At 71.0% G+C, this 15467-nt stretch carries 15 protein-coding genes; 8 read left to right on the top strand and 7 right to left on the bottom strand.

Annotated features, from left to right (window positions below):
* Window positions 1-128: 128 nt before the first annotated feature.
* Window positions 129-1028, bottom strand: a complete 900-nt coding sequence (gene ku, locus ACTMTF_RS25680) for a non-homologous end joining protein Ku (RefSeq protein ID WP_441112965.1) — start codon at window positions 1026-1028, stop codon at window positions 129-131.
* 83 nt (window positions 1029-1111) lie between these two features.
* Here ku and ligD (ACTMTF_RS25675) point away from each other — a divergent pair, with 83 nt between their 5' ends.
* The 5 genes from ligD (ACTMTF_RS25675) to ACTMTF_RS25655 all read left to right on the top strand — a co-directional run bounded on the left by ligD (ACTMTF_RS25675) (window position 1112) and on the right by ACTMTF_RS25655 (window position 4155).
* A complete protein-coding gene (ligD, locus tag ACTMTF_RS25675) occupies window positions 1112-1993 on the top strand; it encodes a non-homologous end-joining DNA ligase (RefSeq protein WP_441112964.1) in 882 nt (293 codons plus the stop codon).
* 30 nt (window positions 1994-2023) lie between these two features.
* Window positions 2024-2905 (top strand): non-homologous end-joining DNA ligase, encoded by an 882-nt coding sequence (gene ligD / locus ACTMTF_RS25670; RefSeq protein ID WP_441112963.1) that lies wholly within the window; start codon window positions 2024-2026, stop codon window positions 2903-2905.
* 31 nt (window positions 2906-2936) lie between these two features.
* A complete protein-coding gene (locus ACTMTF_RS25665; protein ID WP_441112962.1) occupies window positions 2937-3158 on the top strand; it encodes a hypothetical protein in 222 nt (73 codons plus the stop codon).
* A 60-nt stretch (window positions 3159-3218) separates the two neighbouring features.
* Entirely contained in the window at window positions 3219-3839 is a 621-nt protein-coding gene (locus ACTMTF_RS25660) for a TetR/AcrR family transcriptional regulator (RefSeq protein WP_397011667.1), read from the top strand.
* A gap of 82 nt (window positions 3840-3921) precedes the next feature.
* A complete protein-coding gene (locus ACTMTF_RS25655) occupies window positions 3922-4155 on the top strand; it encodes a DUF3107 domain-containing protein (RefSeq protein ID WP_441112961.1) in 234 nt (77 codons plus the stop codon).
* 349 nt (window positions 4156-4504) lie between these two features.
* On the opposite strand, the gene ACTMTF_RS25650 is transcribed toward ACTMTF_RS25655, so the two are convergent.
* On the bottom strand, window positions 4505-5149 hold the full coding sequence (locus ACTMTF_RS25650; protein WP_441112960.1) for a ferritin-like fold-containing protein: 645 nt from the start codon (window positions 5147-5149) through the stop codon (window positions 4505-4507).
* Window positions 5150-5500: 351 nt separating this feature from the next.
* Between ACTMTF_RS25650 and ACTMTF_RS25645 the strand changes: the two genes are divergently transcribed.
* A complete protein-coding gene (locus tag ACTMTF_RS25645; RefSeq protein ID WP_441112959.1) occupies window positions 5501-7324 on the top strand; it encodes a DEAD/DEAH box helicase in 1824 nt (607 codons plus the stop codon).
* 163 nt (window positions 7325-7487) lie between these two features.
* Window positions 7488-8378: an alpha/beta fold hydrolase gene (locus tag ACTMTF_RS25640; protein ID WP_441112958.1), complete on the top strand. Its 891-nt coding sequence runs from the start codon at window positions 7488-7490 to the stop codon at window positions 8376-8378.
* Between the two features lie 9 nt (window positions 8379-8387).
* Here the strand turns inward: ACTMTF_RS25640 and ACTMTF_RS25635 are convergent, their stop codons facing one another.
* The 3 genes from ACTMTF_RS25635 to ACTMTF_RS25625 all read right to left on the bottom strand — a co-directional run bounded on the left by ACTMTF_RS25635 (window position 8388) and on the right by ACTMTF_RS25625 (window position 10815).
* On the bottom strand, window positions 8388-9392 hold the full coding sequence (locus ACTMTF_RS25635; RefSeq protein ID WP_441112957.1) for a RecB family exonuclease: 1005 nt from the start codon (window positions 9390-9392) through the stop codon (window positions 8388-8390).
* 1 nt (window position 9393) lies between these two features.
* A complete protein-coding gene (locus ACTMTF_RS25630; protein ID WP_441112956.1) occupies window positions 9394-10110 on the bottom strand; it encodes an MBL fold metallo-hydrolase in 717 nt (238 codons plus the stop codon).
* A gap of 81 nt (window positions 10111-10191) precedes the next feature.
* Window positions 10192-10815 carry a DUF6758 family protein gene (locus tag ACTMTF_RS25625; RefSeq protein ID WP_441112955.1) on the bottom strand — a complete coding sequence of 208 codons (624 nt, stop codon included), beginning with the start codon at window positions 10813-10815 and terminating at the stop codon, window positions 10192-10194.
* Window positions 10816-10904: 89 nt separating this feature from the next.
* Between ACTMTF_RS25625 and ACTMTF_RS25620 the strand changes: the two genes are divergently transcribed.
* Window positions 10905-11288 carry an NUDIX hydrolase gene (locus ACTMTF_RS25620; protein WP_441112954.1) on the top strand — a complete coding sequence of 128 codons (384 nt, stop codon included), beginning with the start codon at window positions 10905-10907 and terminating at the stop codon, window positions 11286-11288.
* Between the two features lie 14 nt (window positions 11289-11302).
* Here ACTMTF_RS25620 and ACTMTF_RS25615 read toward each other — a convergent pair whose 3' ends face one another.
* On the bottom strand, window positions 11303-14218 hold the full coding sequence (locus ACTMTF_RS25615; protein WP_441112953.1) for a hypothetical protein: 2916 nt from the start codon (window positions 14216-14218) through the stop codon (window positions 11303-11305).
* Between the two features lie 348 nt (window positions 14219-14566).
* Window positions 14567-15463, bottom strand: coding sequence for a lysostaphin resistance A-like protein (locus tag ACTMTF_RS25610; protein ID WP_441112952.1), 897 nt, complete (start codon window positions 15461-15463; stop codon window positions 14567-14569).
* Between the last annotated feature and the right edge of the window lie 4 nt (window positions 15464-15467).

The following is a 15467-nucleotide window of genomic DNA, read 5'->3' as shown; positions in this document are numbered from 1 at the left end:
CCGCCGCGACAAAGGCGGGCACGGCACGACGAACCATCCCGACAAGACCAGGCACGGCGGGGCGAGTCGCCCTGGCAAACACAGGCACGGCCGGGCCACCCTGACAAGGGCTGGGGTGGCAGGGGTGTTCAGGCGGACTTGCGGGTCTTGCGTTTGGGGGCCGCTTCCTTCTCCTTGGTGTCCTTCGACGCCGTCGACTTTGCGGAAGTGGACTTGGACGCCGCCTTCCTCGGCTTGGCGGGCTCGCCGCCGCGTTCGCGCTTGGCCGCCTCGACGCTCGCCCGCAGCGCGGCCATGAGGTCGACGGCCGGGCCGGCCTCCTCCTCGCCCTCCGGCGGCGCGATGACCTCCTTGCCCGCGACCTTGGCCTCGATCACCTCTTGCAGAGCCTCGCGGTAGGTGTCGTGGTACTCGGTCGGGTCGAAGTCGGACTCCATCGTGGTGATCAACGACTCGGCCATCTTGAGCTCCTGGGCGCGTACCTCGATGTCCTCTTCGAGGAACTCGAAGTCGGGCTTGCGGATTTCGTCGGGCCAGAGCATGGTCTCCAGCACGAAGACGCCGTCGCGTACGCGCAGGGTTGCGAGGGACTCGCGCTGGCGCAGGGCGACCTTGACCACCGCGACCTGGCCGGAGCTCTCCAGCGCGTTACGCAGCAGCACGTACGGCTTGGCGCCCTGGGCGTCGGGTTCGAGGTAGTACGACTTGGCGAAGTAGATGGGGTCGATCTGCTCGGCGGGGGCGAACTGCAGGACGTCGATCCTGCGTGAGGTGCTGAGCGGCAGTCCTTCGAAGTCCTCGTCGGTCAGCACCACCATCTCGCCGGTCGCCAGTTCGTAGCCCTTGGCGATGTCGGCGTAGGGGACCTCTTCGCCGTCCATCGTGCAGACCCGCTTGTAGCGGATCCTGCCGCCGTCGTCGCGGTGCACCTGATGGAAGCTGACGTCCTTCTGCTCGGTCGCCGAGTAGAGCTTGACCGGGATGGTGACCAGCCCGAAGGAGATCGCACCTTTCCAGATGCTGCGCATGGGCACTCCTCAGCGGTAGCGGGCGGGTCGCTAATGGGCACATACCCGTCATGGTGCAAGCAATGCCACACCCCCTCGAACCAATGCTGGCCGTACCTGGGGAACTACCGTCCGATCGCGAGCGGTACGGCCTGGAGGTCAAGTGGGACGGCATCAGAGCCCTCGTGCACCTGGATGACGCCCTCAAGGTGACGGGCAGGCACGGCGCCGACTACACCCGCAGATACCCCGAAATTTCGGGGTTCGCCATCAAAAATGCGGTCATCGACGGCGAAGTGGTGGCCCTGGACCCCCACGGCAAGCCCAGTTTCGTACGGTTGCAGCACCGGATGCACCTGACCGATCCCGAACCGCTGATCGTGGACCGCTACCCGGTCACCTACGTCCCCTTCGACCTGCTCTACCTGGATCGCATGTCCCTGTGCGACCTGCCCTACCAGGACCGGCGCGCCCTGCTCGACGAGCTGGACATCGGCGCCCCGCCGTACTTCCCCGGAGACAGCGACCTGCTCTCCGCCACCCACGAGCAGGGCCTGGAAGGCGTCGTCGCCAAGCGCCTCGACTCGCCCTACCGGCCGGGCGTGCGCTCCCCCTCCTGGGTCAAGGTCAAGAACCTGAGCACGACGGAGGTGGTGATCGGCGGCTGGAAGCCCGGCAAGGGCCGCCGGGCCGCCGGGATCGGCTCGCTGATCATGGGCGTGTTCACGTCGCGTGGGCTGACGTACGTCGGACACGTCGGCACCGGCTTCACCGACGAGGTCCTCAACCTGTTGTACGCGATCCTGCGCCCGCTGGAGATCCCCCGCAGCCCCTTCCACAACCCGGTTCCGTGGCGTAATCGATGGGTTAGACCGGATCTGGTCGGGGAGGTGGCCTACACCATGTGGACGGACGAGCAGAGGTTGCGCCACCCCGTGTGGCGGGGCCTGCGTCCGGACAAACTCCCTTCGGAGGTAAGGAGATAAGGCTGTGACGAGCGAGGTGAGCCCGGCCCGATGAGCAGGGCGAAGGTTCCGGTCAAGGTCGACGGGCGCGAGCTGACGCTGAGCAACCTGGACAAGGTGCTCTATCCGGAGGTCGGATTCGCCAAGGCCGAGGTCATCGACTACTACAGCCGCATCGCGCCAGTGCTGCTGCCGCACCTCGACGGCAGACCCCTGACCGTCAAGCGCTACCCGAACGGTGTCGAGGGCGCCAGCTTCTTCGAGAAGAACGCCCCCGAGCACACGCCCGAGTGGGTGCGCAGGGTCCGGCTGCCCGTGCCCGGCAGCACCAAGAACCGCGAGACCATCGACTTCGCCGTCGTCGAGGACCTGCCGACCCTGGTCTACTACGCCAATCTCGCCGCCCTGGAGCTGCACGTGCCGCAGTGGCGGGTGTCCGCCGAGGGCGAGGCGCTGCCGCCCGACACGCTGGTGTTCGACCTGGACCCCGGCCCGCCCGCGACGATCGTGGAGTGCTGCGAGGTGGCCCTCATGCTGCGCGCGGTGCTGGCGGACGACGGGCTCACCGCCAGGCCGAAGACCAGCGGCAGCAAGGGCATGCAGCTCTACGCCGACTGGGACGGCCGCGACGAGGCGTCGGCGTACGCCAAGCGGCTGGCCCAGATGCTCGCGAAGGAGCATCCCGAGCAGGTGCTCAGCGTGATGACCAGGAAGCTCCGACTGGGCAAGGTGTTCATCGACTGGAGTCAGAACAATCCCGCGAAGACCACCGTGGCCCCCTACTCACTGCGGGCCAGGGCGCACCCGACGGTGTCGACCCCGCTGCTGTGGAAGGAGGTGGAAGCCTGCGAGAACCCCGAGGATCTGGTGTTCACCACGTCGGACGTGCTCGCCAGAGTGGATGAGCACGGCGACCTTTTCACCCGGGCGTAGGCTGGACGCGTCCACACGTAGAGGGGGACCAATGTCGGAGATGGACATACGCGGGGACGAAGGACATTTCGCCGAGGGCGAGGAGCTGTCCATGGAGGCTCCGGAGGCCGACGCCGCCGAGCAGCAGCGCCAGCTCGGCGAGACCGGCGAGGGCGAGACCCAGGCACGCCGGGAGACCCCGCTCGAAGTGGACCCGGCCGACGCGGCGGAGCAGGACCGGGTGGTCGAGTTCGATGATGACGACTATCGCTGAGACGTCGACTCCCCCCACATAGGATGTCGGCACGAACCGTACGAGCCCATGGAGACCCGCGTGACCGCTACCCCGGACGCCAAGCCCCGGGGCACCCGGCTGCCCCGACTCGCCCGCCGCCGGCAGCTGCTCAGCGCGGCACAGGAGGTCTTCGTCGAGAACGGCTATCACGCGGCCGCCATGGATGAGATCGCCGAGCGGGCCGGTGTCAGCAAGCCGGTGCTCTACCAGCACTTCCCCGGCAAGCTTGAGCTCTATCTGGCGCTCCTCGACCTGCACGTCGAGGACATGGTCTCCCGGTGCCGCGAGGCGCTGGCCTCCACCCACGAGAACAAACTGCGCGTCCAGGCGACGTTCAGCGCGTTCTTCGACTTCGTCTCCACCCAGGGTGAGGCCTTCCGCCTGGTCTTCGAGTCCGATCTGCGCAATGTGGCGCCGGTGCGGCAGATGGTCGAGCGGTCGCTGAGCGAGTGCGCGGAGATGGTCAGCGCGGTGATCCAGGAGGACACCGGCTGCACCAGCGACGAGGCTCACCTGCTGGGGGTCGGGCTGGTCGGCATGGCCGAGGTGAGCGCCCGCTACTGGGTCACCACCCACGGCTCCATCCCCAAGGACGCGGCCGAGCAGCTCATGGCCCGGCTGGCCTGGCGGGGCATCAGCGGTTTTCCGCGTACGGCATAACCCGTTCGCTGGCCGCGATCAGCGGCGTTTTTCCACCGTTCGGCGGTCACGATGGGATGAGCCAGCCCCGTCGAAAGGGAGCATGATGGAAATCAAGATCGGCGTGCGTTCCGTGCACCGTGAGCTCGTTGTCGAGACCGACCTGTCAGCCGACCAGGTCGAAGAGGAGATCAGGAAGGCCCTCGCAGCCGATCGGGGGGTGTTCTCCATCACCGATGTGAAGGGAAGGCGCATCGTGGTGCCGGTCTCGTCGCTCGGATTCCTGGAGATCGGTGAGGACGAGACCCGCCCCGTAGGCTTCGGCGGCACCCTCTAGCGCGTCCGGCTTGGCCGGGCCTCAGCAATCCTCGTGGGGCTCGCCAAGCTGGGGCTCGCCGAGCCGGCAGCCACGGGGCCGCCGGCGGCGGAGAAGGACATTTCGCTTGGGTTCGGTCGGACAGTCCGCGCTTCCCCTGCGCAGTACAGCGCGCGAAGTCCAGCGATTCGGCCCACATCTGGTCAAGGAACTGCCATAGCGGCGCGAGGCCCTCATACCACGCACCGTACAACCGTTGCGGGCCCGCGCGCCGCACGATGCCGGACGACGGTCGGCCCGGAGGTCTCAGAGGGTCTCCGCCGCCGCGCGGAGCTGCGCCGCTCCTCGGTCGCCGGCCCAGAAGAGGGTCTCAGAGTCCCAGCGCGGCCATCCGCTTGCCGTGCTCCTCGGTGAGCGCGGCGAACAGCCGGGAGATCTCCGCCTGGTCGTCGTCCCCCGACCGCACCAGCAGCCCGGCCAGCTCGGGCCGGGCCGCCGCGACCCGCTGCCCCTGGCTGAGCGCCTCGCCGACGAGCCGCCGCGCCCACAGCGCCAGCCGTCCACTCGCCACCGGATCGGCCGCCACGCCCGCCCTGACCCGCTCCACGGCGAAGCCCGCCCGGCCCTCGTCCGCCAGCACCTCGTCCACCAGCTTCGCGATCGACGGCTCCAGCCGCCTGGCCGCCTCCCGGTAGAAGTCGAGGGCGATGCCCACCCCCACGTATGCTTTGACCAGGGCCTGCAGCCAGTCGGCCGGTCTGGTCTGGGTGTGCCAGGCGTCGAGCGCCTCGGCGAAGGGCCGCATCGCCTGCTCGGGATCGACTCCCAGCTCGGTGAGCCGGTCACGGAGCAGCCGGAAGTGGGCGTACTCCGCCACGGCCAGCTCGCTCAGCGCGGCGCGGTCGGCCAGTGAGGGTGCCAGGTGCGCGGCGTCCTCGGTCATCCTCGTGAATGCGCTGAGCTCGGCATAGGCCAGAACGCCGAGCAGGTCGGCGACCCCAGGAGACTCGTTCATGCCTCGCAGCGTACTTGGCGAAATCTTCGGGAACATATCTGAGCTCGGCCAACGTTGTGGTATCGAGTACACTGCTCTGTGAAAGTGCGACCGCACTGTGTTAATTCGGGGGAATCTCCCCCGATAACCCCCGCTCCCCGGGTGCGCGGTCGCTGATGACGCGAGAGGGCTGGCTCTACCGCGAGGACCCAGGCACGGGGATTCATTTCCGCCCGTCGGTCCCGGCAGGCCCGCCTTCATTTGAGACTGAGGCAGGCCACGCTGACGACTTTCCGAGACCTCGGAGTCACACCAGAAATCGCCGATGCCCTCGAGACCGAGGGCATCACGACACCGTTTCCGATCCAGGAGATGGCTCTCCCGCTCGCCCTGAGCGGCCAGGACCTCATCGGTCAGGCCAGGACGGGCACGGGGAAGACCCTCGCGTTCGGCATCCCGATGCTGCAAGGCATCGGCAAGCCACGCAAAAACCGCAAGAAGCCGCGCGGGCTGGTCGTCGTGCCGACCCGCGAGCTGGCCGTGCAGGTCAGCGAAGACCTGGTCACCGCCGCGGGCAAGCTCGGTTCCCGAGTGCTGACCGTGTACGGAGGCCGCGCCTACGAGCCGCAGATCGAGGCGCTCAAGGCCGGGGTCGACGTCATCGTCGGCACTCCCGGCCGTCTGCTCGACCTGGTCAAGCAGAAGCACCTGGACCTGAGCCAGATCAACAGCCTCGTGCTCGACGAGGCCGACCGGATGCTCGACCTGGGCTTCCTGCCCGACATCGAGCGGATCTTCAAGCTGGTCCCGGCCGAGCGCCAGACGATGCTGTTCTCGGCGACCATGCCGGGCGAGATCGTCGGGCTCTCCCGCAAGTACCTCAACCGTCCCACCCGCGTGCGCGCCGACGTCGAGGAAGGCGACGGCGACACCCCGCCGCAGACCCGGCAGATCGTCTGGCGGGCGCACCGGATGGACAAGATCGAGATCGTCGCCCGGCTGCTGCAGGCCGATGGCCGCGGGCTCACCATGGTCTTCTGCGAGACCAAGCGGGCCTGTGACATGGTCTCCGAGCAGCTCGACACGCGTGGATTCGCGGTCGCGGCCGTCCACGGCGACCTCGGCCAGGGCCAGCGCGAGCAGGCTCTGCGCGCGTTCCGGCACGGCAAGATCGATGTGCTGGTCGCCACCGACGTGGCCGCCCGGGGGATCGACGTCGACGACGTCACCCACGTGGTCAACTACGACTGCCCGGCCGATGACAAGGCCTACGTGCACCGCATCGGCCGCACCGGCCGGGCCGGACGCACCGGCATCGCGGTCACGTTCGTGGAGTGGGAGGAGCTGACGCGCTGGAAGATGATCAACCAGACGCTCGGCCTCGACTTCCCCGACCCGGTGGAGACCTACTCCACCTCGCCGCACGTCTACACCGAGCTCAGCATTCCCGAAGGCACCAAGGGCGTGCTGCCGCGCGCCAACCGCTCGCGGGCGGGCCTGTCGGCGGAGCAGGTGGAGGACCTCGGCGAGACGGGCAAGCCCCGCGTACGCAGTGGAGTGCGTGGGGGACAGCGCCGTGACGAGCGTGAGGAGCGGGAGCGTCCCGCTCGCGCGCCACGCCAGCGCCGCCGCACCCGCGGCGGCAAGTCCGCCGACGAGGCCGTCCTCGTCGAGACGCCGGAGGTCGAGCCCGTGAACGGTCGCTCCCGCAGTCAGGAGGAGACGCCCGCGATCATCTCAACGGATGAGGTGGAGACGGTGGCCGCCGAGCCGCGCCGCCGCACCCGCCGCACCACTCCGGCGCAGGCCGCGCCGGTCGTCGACAACGTGGAGCCCGCCGGCGAGCCGGTCGTGGACCCTGTTGTGGACTCAGTTGTGGACAACGGCCCGGTGTCCGAGCCGGCCACCGCACCCAAGCCCATCATGGAGGCCACCCCGGTGACCGAAACAGCGACAGAGCAGGCCGCAGTGCAGGCTCCCAGCTTCCTGTCCACGCCGGAGCCCCCGGCCCGCAAGGAGCCGGAGCGGATCATTCCGGCCAGCCCGTTCTCGGTGATCTTCCAGTCGCCGGACCTGGCGACGGACGACGACGACATCGCCCCGTCCGCCGCCACCGAGCGGAAGCAGCAGCGCCGCCAGCCGCGTGGCGGCGGCGTCGGCGGTGGCGGTGGCGGCAACCGCCGCCGCACGGGCTGAGCACGAGCTGAGCACAGCCATGAAGGCGCGCACCGCACCCGCGGTGCGCGCCTTTCGCTTGTACGCCGCCAGCTCCGGCATTACTCACATTTCGCCCAAAACCGCACCGGTGTGGTCCGTTCACCGGTGTTGACGCGCTGGGCTCTGGGTATTGTTGCCCCACGTGAGTACGCCGCGATTCCTGCACCTGCCTCCTGGCGTTGCACCCCGAAAGATCGAAACGCCCCAGGGCATGTTCGCGGCCCTTGAGGCGTTGCCCGTGAGCGGCGTGGTGGAGCGCTGGCCCGCGCTCATGGTGCCCGGCCTGACGGGGAGCAAGGAAGACTTCATCGCGGTCCTGCAGACCCTGGCCCAGTCGGGCCGCCGTGTGCTGGCCGTCGACCTGCGCGGCCAGTACGAAACGCAGGGCGGCGACGATCCGGCGGCCTACACCTGCGCGGCGCTCGGCGCCGACATCGACGCGCTGGCCCAGGAGATCGGCGACGGCGAGCCGGTCCACCTGGTGGGCCACTCCTTCGGCGGGCTGGTCTCGCGCGAGGCCGTCATCGACGGGCGCACCAAGTTCGCCTCGTTCACGCTGATGAGCTCCGGTCCCGCCGCCATCGCGGGCAAGCGCGCGGATCATGCCAGAAGAATGATGCGCGACATCCCCGAGCTGGGGCTCGACCATGTGTGGCACGCCGGCTTCGAGCCGGAGGCGCTGGCCAACGGGGTGCCGGACGACATCATCGCGTTCCTGCGCAAGCGCCTGCTGTCCAACTCCCCCACGGGCCTGCGGTGCATGGCCGAGCAGGTGGTCACCATGCACGACCGCGTCGACGAGCTGCGTCAGGTCGAGCTCCCCACCCTGGTGCTGTACGGCGAGCACGACGACGGCTGGTCGGCCGAGACGCAGTCGGAGATGGCCGCCAACCTCAACGCCGAGTGCGTGGTGGTGCCGGGCGCCGTGCACTCCCCCTCGGTGGAGGCGCCGGAGACGACGGCGGCGGCGCTCGTCAGGTTCTGGAACGCCGCCGAAACTCACTTCATGGACACCAGGCCCATCCCCCTGTGACCGCGCGGGTCACTCGGCGAGCGCGTCCCAGGGGCGGCGCTCGGGGGCCGCGGCCTGCCCTTCGGGGCAGTGGCGGCGGAAGTCGCACCAGCCGCAGATCGGGCCGGGACTGGGCGCGAGGAGAGCGTCGAGCTCTTCGGGGATCCGTGCGGGCCCCACGGAGGGCCTGTCCTCACGCGAGCCGTGGGACGCCCCAGAGGGGCCTCTCGCGCCCTGCGCCGCCGTGGGGGCACCAGCGCCACCCGCCGTGCCGGAGCGCCCGCCAGCGGCCCCTGAGGGCCGCCGGGTCCTGGCGGCCGGAGGGCCCATGACCTCTCGGTAGCGTTCGTCGGCGGCGGAGGCCTCCAGGGCGATCTCCTCCGCACGCGCCAGGTGACGGCCGAGCGACTCGTCCGTGTGGCGCCACTCGACGATCTCGCCGGTGGGCAGGTGGTGCAGCTCGACGGCGCGGGCGGGGATGCGCATCATCCGGGTCGCCGCGACCGCGTAGATCGCCAGCGCGAGCGAGGAGCGCGCGTCGTCCTGGGTCAGCGGCCGCCGCCCGGTCTTGTAGTCGACGACCACCAGCTCGTCCCCGCGCCGGTCGAGGCGGTCGATGCGGCCGGAGACCGCGATGACGCTGGTGCGGGTGGCCACGGTGCGCTCGACGCCGACGGGATCATCCGACGGATCTAACGTGGCGACATATCCGGACACCAGGTCACGGGCGCGGCCGAGCCACTCAGCCGACTGCTGAGCGTCCCTGAACCCCTCCCCGATCCACCCGTTGGTCAGCAGGATGGCCGCCGTCAACGGTGTACGGCGCTCGTACGGCTCTCGCCACCAGGCCGCCAGCGCGTTGTGGACGCTCGCCCCCACGCTGTTGTGCGCCCAGCCCGGACCCTTGGACGGCTGGGGCCGGTCCAGATAGCTGAACCGGTAACGGCGCCTGCAGTCGAGCCAGGCGTTCAACCGCGACGGCGTGCACGAGTAGAGCCGCCGCGGCATCCCTTCCAGCGGGAGCTGGTCCTGCACCCTATTCGTCGCCCCCGTTGAGCTTGATGCCGGAGATCTTGGTGCCGTCGGAGAGCGGGCCCTCGGCGGCGGGCTCGGCCGCGGTGCGGGTCAGCGAACCCGAGATCCAGTCGTCGAAGTGCGGCTCCAGGTCGCCGACCGTCACCTCGTCACCGTGCGACGCCAGCACACGCGTCTCCCCGGGCAGTGTGAACAGCCGCCCGCCGATCGCGGTCAGCTGGTCGGCCAGGCGGGGATACTCGCCGCCGAGCTTGCCCGGCCCGTCGGCCTGCAGCGTCTTGCCGGAGAAGACGGCCCCGAGCCCCTCGCAGTAGAGGGAGACCCCGCCGGGCGTGATGCCGGGCGTCTCCATGACGTCGAGCTGAACGTCGGCGACACCGAAGATGCCGTCGTCCTCCATGTCGATGTCGGGCCACGTCTCCGACCAGGTCTCCCGCCAGAGCGGCTTGTCCTTGGGGTGGAGGGCGATGACGGCCTCGTCCCTGCTGGCCACCTCGATGGCCGCGCCGACGTGGTCGGGCAGGCCGTGGGTGCAGATCACGGCGAGCACCTCGCGCTCGCCGACCTGCTCGAGGATCTTGTCGGCGTCACGCGCCGGGTCGATGACGATCACCTCGTCGTCGTCGCCGATGATCCAGGTGTTGTTCTCGACCTTGTATTCGACGTCGTCGATGTCGACGACGCCCTCGGTCACCACTCGCTCGATACGCGCTGTCACGCCTCCGAACTCTAGTCCGTCTGGGTGAATGAGCGAATCACGTTCGCGACATGCCGCCGCGCGATCCGGATCTGGCCGGTCCTAGTCCTCCAGCCTCGGCGAGAACGCCCCGAAGGGCACGTCGAGGTCGTGGTCGCGCAGGTCGAGCAGGCTCAGGTCGCCCAGCCCGATGAGACATCCGGCCTCCGCCGGCCAGGCGATGGTCCACAGCCAGTTGCCGAGCGCCTCACCGGCGTAGACGGCCCGGTCGGGCGCGCCGCCCACGCACCACAGCGGCGTCGGGTGGCCGAGCACCTCGATCTTGGCGTTCGGCGGCCCGGAGTCGAATCCCTCGCCGGGATCGGGCCCGTCCAGCCCGGCGAACGCGGCGCCGAGCCCCACGCCCGGCTCCTCGGCGATGATCAGCAGGTCGGCGGGGCCGTGCAGGAGCGCCGGCCCGGACAGGGCGACCACGCTGGCCCGGCCTCCCCGGTGCTCGTCGCCCACCTCGCCGAAGCCCGTCACCAGCCAGCCGGCGGGCAACGGCCAGGGCAGCCACACGGGCAGCAGGGAGTTCTTGCGCATCGCCTCCACCGCCGCCTGCGACGGCGGCCAGGGTGGCTGATAGGGCAGGACGTCACCGTGCGCGTCGCATCGCCATGCGCTCAACGCACTGGGCCCGTGAAGCGGGCCAAAACACCGCGGGCAGGTCGGAGCCGCTCTCACAGCTACCCACGGTGCTTCCTCGGCCACCGCCCCGTCAAGGCCGCTGCCCGTTATCTCGTCGTAATCTTGGTCAGGTGCGCGTAAATTGTGTGGGAGCGATCATCTTCGACTCCTCGCGGCGGCTGCTCGTCATCCGGCGTGGCCGGCCTCCTGGCGAGGGGCTGTGGTCCCTGCCCGGCGGGCGGGTGGAGCCCGGCGAGACGGACGGCGCGGCCGTGCGGCGCGAGGTGCTGGAGGAGACCGGCCTGGTGGTGCGGGTGGGCGAGCTCGCGGGCGCGGTGGACCGGCCCGGCCTCGGCGGCGACACGTACGTCATCCGCGACTACCTCGCCACCGTGACCGGCGGCTCGCTCACCGCCGGGGACGACGCCGCCGACGCCCGCTGGTGCGCCCACGACGACCTGGTACGCCTCCCGCTCACGCCCGGCCTCCTGGACGCCTTGACCCTCTGGAACGTCCTGCCCGAGCACTGATCTCCAGCCGGGGACTATCGGCTGGCGGTGAGGGTGGAGGTCCACAGGATGAGGTGGTCGTCGCTGTAGGTCGTGGAGCGGCCCAGTGCCACCACCTCCTCGCCCGCCACCGTGACCGCTGTCAGCCACTGGCCGCCCGGACCGCCCAGCCGGTCCTGGGCCAGGTCCAGGCGGCTCCATGCCGAGCCGTCCCGGGAGATCCACGCCGCGCTGTCACCCTCGCCCGGCTCGCCGTGCCGGCCGACCGCGACGAGGCCCTGCTCCGCCGCCGCCAGGTCGTAGACCTCGGCCGCCCGCTCCGCCGGGAGCCAGGCCGTCGTCCAGGTGACCCCGTCGTCCTCGGAGACCGCGGAGAAGGCACGCCGGCCGCCGGTGGACGGCTGCGCGGTGCCGATCGCGACGAGCCGGTCCTGGAAGGCCGCCACCTGCCGCAGCCCCGCCGAGGTCGACTCCGGCGGCGCCACCCGCTTGCGGGCCTTCCAGTTGACGCCGTCCTCGGATACCCAGACCACGCCGCTCTCGTCCCCGCCGGCCCCCGCGCCGCCCACCGCCACATACCCGGCAGGGGTCGCCGCCAGGTCGTGGAGGCGCACGTTCGAGCCGCCCTGCGGGAGCTTCTTGGACCGGGTGAACCTGCGCAGGTCAGGGGTGAACCAGACGGCGGCGGAGACCGTACCGGAAGGTGCTCTGTCCTCGCCCGCCAGCACGTAACCTTCCGGCCCGGCGGCGAGCACCCGCGCGTCGAGGTACGGGTGGTCGCCCGGACGCGCCAGGTCACCGGAGATCCCCACCCTCTTCCACTGGCGTCCGTCCCGGGAGGTGACCAGCAGCGGCTCGGTGACCTGCAAGGCCGTCTGCGTGCCGCCGACCGCCAGCCAGCCGCGGCGGCCGAAGGCGACGTCGTGCAGCTGCTGCGAGCCCTGGCCGCCGAGGCTGATGGACCTCCAGTCCTGCCAGTTCAGGCTGGTCCAGATGCCGGCGTCGCCCGACGCCGAGCCGACCGCGACGTACCTGCCCTCGTGGCCGGCCACTCTGCTGGTCTCGCGGGCCACCCTGGACAGGCCCGCCACCTGTTCGAGCCGGACGCGCGACGGCTTGCCCCGCGACGGCACGGTCATCAGGACGAGCTGGTTGTCCACGTCCGCCGCCGCCTGGTCGCCGCCCGCGAACAGGGTGCCGCCCCGCGAGATCGCGAACCCGCGCAGCGTCGCCCCCGCCAGGTCGCGGAGCTCCGCCCGTTCGTCCCAGTCGCGGCCGTCCGCGCTGTTCAGCACCGAGTAGCCGCCCAGGCTCGCCTGGCTGATCGCGGCCACCCCGGACGCGTGCGAGATCAGCGACTCCACCCCGGGGCTCGTCCTGCTCAGGCCGCCGATCGTGCCGCACTGCGACCACTCGGCGCCGGTCGGCGAGCAGTAGACGCGCACGTCGCCCGCGATCGTCCGCTGCCGCGTCGGCACCAGCACGAACCGCTTCGGCGCCACCGCCAGCGAGCCGATCCTCGGCTGCGCCTCGGGCAGCTGGAAGCCGGTCGCCTGCCAGCTGCGCCCGCCGTCGGCCGAGCGGATCACCCGCGAGCCGTCGCCCTGCCCCGGCTGGGCCAGCGCCACCACGGTGTCACCCTTGGCGACCACCGCCTTCAGCTCCCCCACGCCCAGGCCGCGCGTCTCCACCCGCTCCCAGGCACGCCCGTCCGTCGACCGCCACGCGGCCGTCCCGGAACCGCCGTCCTGCTGGGCCACCCGGCCGACCGCGACGAAACCCGAGGCCGTCCTGGCGATGTCGTTGACCAGGTCACCGTCGCGGAAGGCGGCCATACCGGCCGGTTCCACGGCCTGCCAGGTCAGCCCGTCGGCGCTGGTCCACATGCCACGCTCGGTCAGCCCGTCACCGCCGCTGGCCAGCCAGCGGCCCGCGCCGCCGACGACCCGCCGCACCGTGGGCGTGGTCGAGCCGGTCACCTTGCCGAGCTGCCACTTCTTGCCGTCCGGCGAGAACAGGAAGAGCGGGCGCGGCGTCGGGCTCGTGGTGTCACTGCCCACAGCCACGACCGCGCCGCCCACCGCGACCACGTCGTTGAGCTTCTGGACCGAGCCCTGGCCGGTGGAGGCGGGGACGGTGAACAGGTCGTCCCCCGACCGCCCGGTGCCCGTGGCCAGGCTCAGCCCCGGATCACCGGCGCCGCCCCACTGCCACACGAGCACCCCGCCCGCCACCAGCACGGCCAGCGCCACCGCCAGCACGACCGGGACGGGAACACCGCGCCGCCGCCGCATCGGCCCCGCCCGTCGAAGGGCGGCCGGCGCCGGCCCCCGGTGGTGCCTGCCGCTGGACGACCGCTCCGGCCCGGACGCGACCAGCAGATCCGGCCGCGTGGGCCGACCGCCGGGCGGCCGACCCACCCGCCGCACCGACTCCTCGCCGTCATCCGCCTGCTCATCGGGCGGCCGTACGAACTCCTCGTCGTGCCCGAAGTCGTCATGCGCGACGCCAGAGGCCCGCGCGACCTCCTCCCCGCCGTGCGCGGGCCCGGCGTCGGATGCCCGTACGGGCTCCTCACCGGCGTACGGCGACGCTGCGTCAGGTGGGCGTACGGGGTCCTCGCCGGCATGGGTGGGGGCGGCGCCGGGGGCGGGTGGGCGGTGCGCCATGCGGTAGGGGGCCGTTCTGGGGTCGCGGCGGGCCGGCTGCTCGCGGACGTCAGGCGGCGCATCGGATGGCGGCGGCCCAGAGGACGGCGGCTCGGAGGAGGGCGGCTGGGAGGGCGGGGTGGTGGGGCGGGGTGGGCCGCTGGCGACGAGTTTGTCGGGGCGGTCGACCGTGCGGCGGCGGCGCGGCTCGACCTCGGGCTCCGCCGTCGGGGAGCTGTACGGTCTGCGGCCCTTCGGGGGGTCCTGGGGGTCCTCGGGGGTGGGTGCGGCGAAGGGCGGCATGCCCCAGGGTGAGCTCAGCGGCGGTGCGCCGGTCCTGTCGTCCGAGGGGCCGGGCGGGGAATGCCGAATCCTGGGCTCATCGGAAGGATGCCGATCCGGGGCGCGCCCGTCGTCAGCACGCGGATCGTCGTCACCCGGCGGTCGCCGTGGCGGTTCACTGGCGCCGGAGGCCACGCGCCGTACCTCCTAGTCGAACTCGTCGAGTTGGTGGAACCCGGGACTACTTTTACCCCGGCCGCCGGAAATGATCACCTCCGATTTTCTCGTACGTCCACAACGTCCAGAGCAGCATGCCGAAGCCGGAATGGCGAGAGCTCTCTAGCGAGATTCCCGGCACCCCTCGGAGTTTTATCCGGAAATAGTGCTGATTGACCGCTTTCTTGTGAGGTAAAGCACCCCGATGATGAACACCCCGAGCTGCACCACCGTCCCCACCAGCGACTGCCACGGCACCGGCACCTTGTCCTGTTGAAGAGCGTCTTCGAGCTGCCCGGCCGCCGCGCTCAGCCCGAACGCCACCATGTTGTTCACCACGTGCAGGGCGATCGGCGCCTCCAACCCGCCGGTGCGCACCGCCAGGAACCCCATCGCCGCCCCGAAGGCGAACACGTCGACCAGCCCCGCCCACGAGTACCCGTGCAGCGACGCGAAGAGCGCCGAGCTGATCAGGATGCCCCACAGCGGATTGCGCAGCCGGGTCCCGAACGCCTGCAGGAACCACCCACGGAAGATGTACTCCTCCGTGGCCGCCTGGAACGGCACCAGCAGCACGATGACGATGAGCGCCGGCAGGAACCGCTCCCACCCGGTCCAGCCGAACATGCCGTCCACCGTCTCCCCGGTGGACGCCAGCGCGGCGAACTGCGCCATCTGCCCCAGCGCGAGCGCCAGCACGGCCACGCCCGAGCAACGCAGCAGCCACGACCAGCGCAGCCGCCCGGCCACCGAGGACAGCGTCCCGGGCGCGCGGCGCTGCACCAGCGCGACCGTACCGAACACCAGAGGGAGCACGGCCGAGAGCGACAGCAGCAACACCACCAGCCCGAACACCGGGTCGCTGGAGATCTGCTCCGGATCCGCCGGCGGCGGGATCTCCAGCAGCCACGCCACGACGGCGCCCCCGCCGATCACCATCACGCCGACGGCGAAGAAGCTCACCGCGACCAGGAGCGTGCCGACGACCTGACGCCACAGCTCACTCGCAGTGGTCCTGGCCAGGTGGTCATAACGGGCGCCGAGGGGCACCGGA

The sequence above is a fragment of the Nonomuraea sp. ZG12 genome, from assembly GCF_052068115.1.
Taxonomy (GTDB): Bacteria; Actinomycetota; Actinomycetes; order Streptosporangiales; family Streptosporangiaceae; genus Nonomuraea.
This window is presented reverse-complemented; position numbering and strand designations above follow the sequence as displayed.

Excerpts from the sequence above, each read along its gene's own strand:
- ku (WP_441112965.1), bottom strand. The coding sequence starts at position 1,028 with ATGCGCAGCATCTGGAAAGGTGCGATCTCCTTCGGGCTGGTCACCATC.
- ligD (WP_441112964.1), top strand. The coding sequence starts at position 1,112 with ATGCTGGCCGTACCTGGGGAACTACCGTCCGATCGCGAGCGGTACGGC.
- ACTMTF_RS25645 (WP_441112959.1), top strand. The coding sequence starts at position 5,501 with ATGGCTCTCCCGCTCGCCCTGAGCGGCCAGGACCTCATCGGTCAGGCC.
- ligD (WP_441112963.1), top strand. The coding sequence starts at position 2,024 with ATGAGCAGGGCGAAGGTTCCGGTCAAGGTCGACGGGCGCGAGCTGACG.
- ACTMTF_RS25615 (WP_441112953.1), bottom strand. The coding sequence starts at position 14,218 with ATGCCGCCCTTCGCCGCACCCACCCCCGAGGACCCCCAGGACCCCCCG.
- ACTMTF_RS25665 (WP_441112962.1), top strand. The coding sequence starts at position 2,937 with ATGTCGGAGATGGACATACGCGGGGACGAAGGACATTTCGCCGAGGGC.
- ACTMTF_RS25655 (WP_441112961.1), top strand. The coding sequence starts at position 3,922 with ATGATGGAAATCAAGATCGGCGTGCGTTCCGTGCACCGTGAGCTCGTT.
- ACTMTF_RS25650 (WP_441112960.1), bottom strand. The coding sequence starts at position 5,149 with ATGAACGAGTCTCCTGGGGTCGCCGACCTGCTCGGCGTTCTGGCCTAT.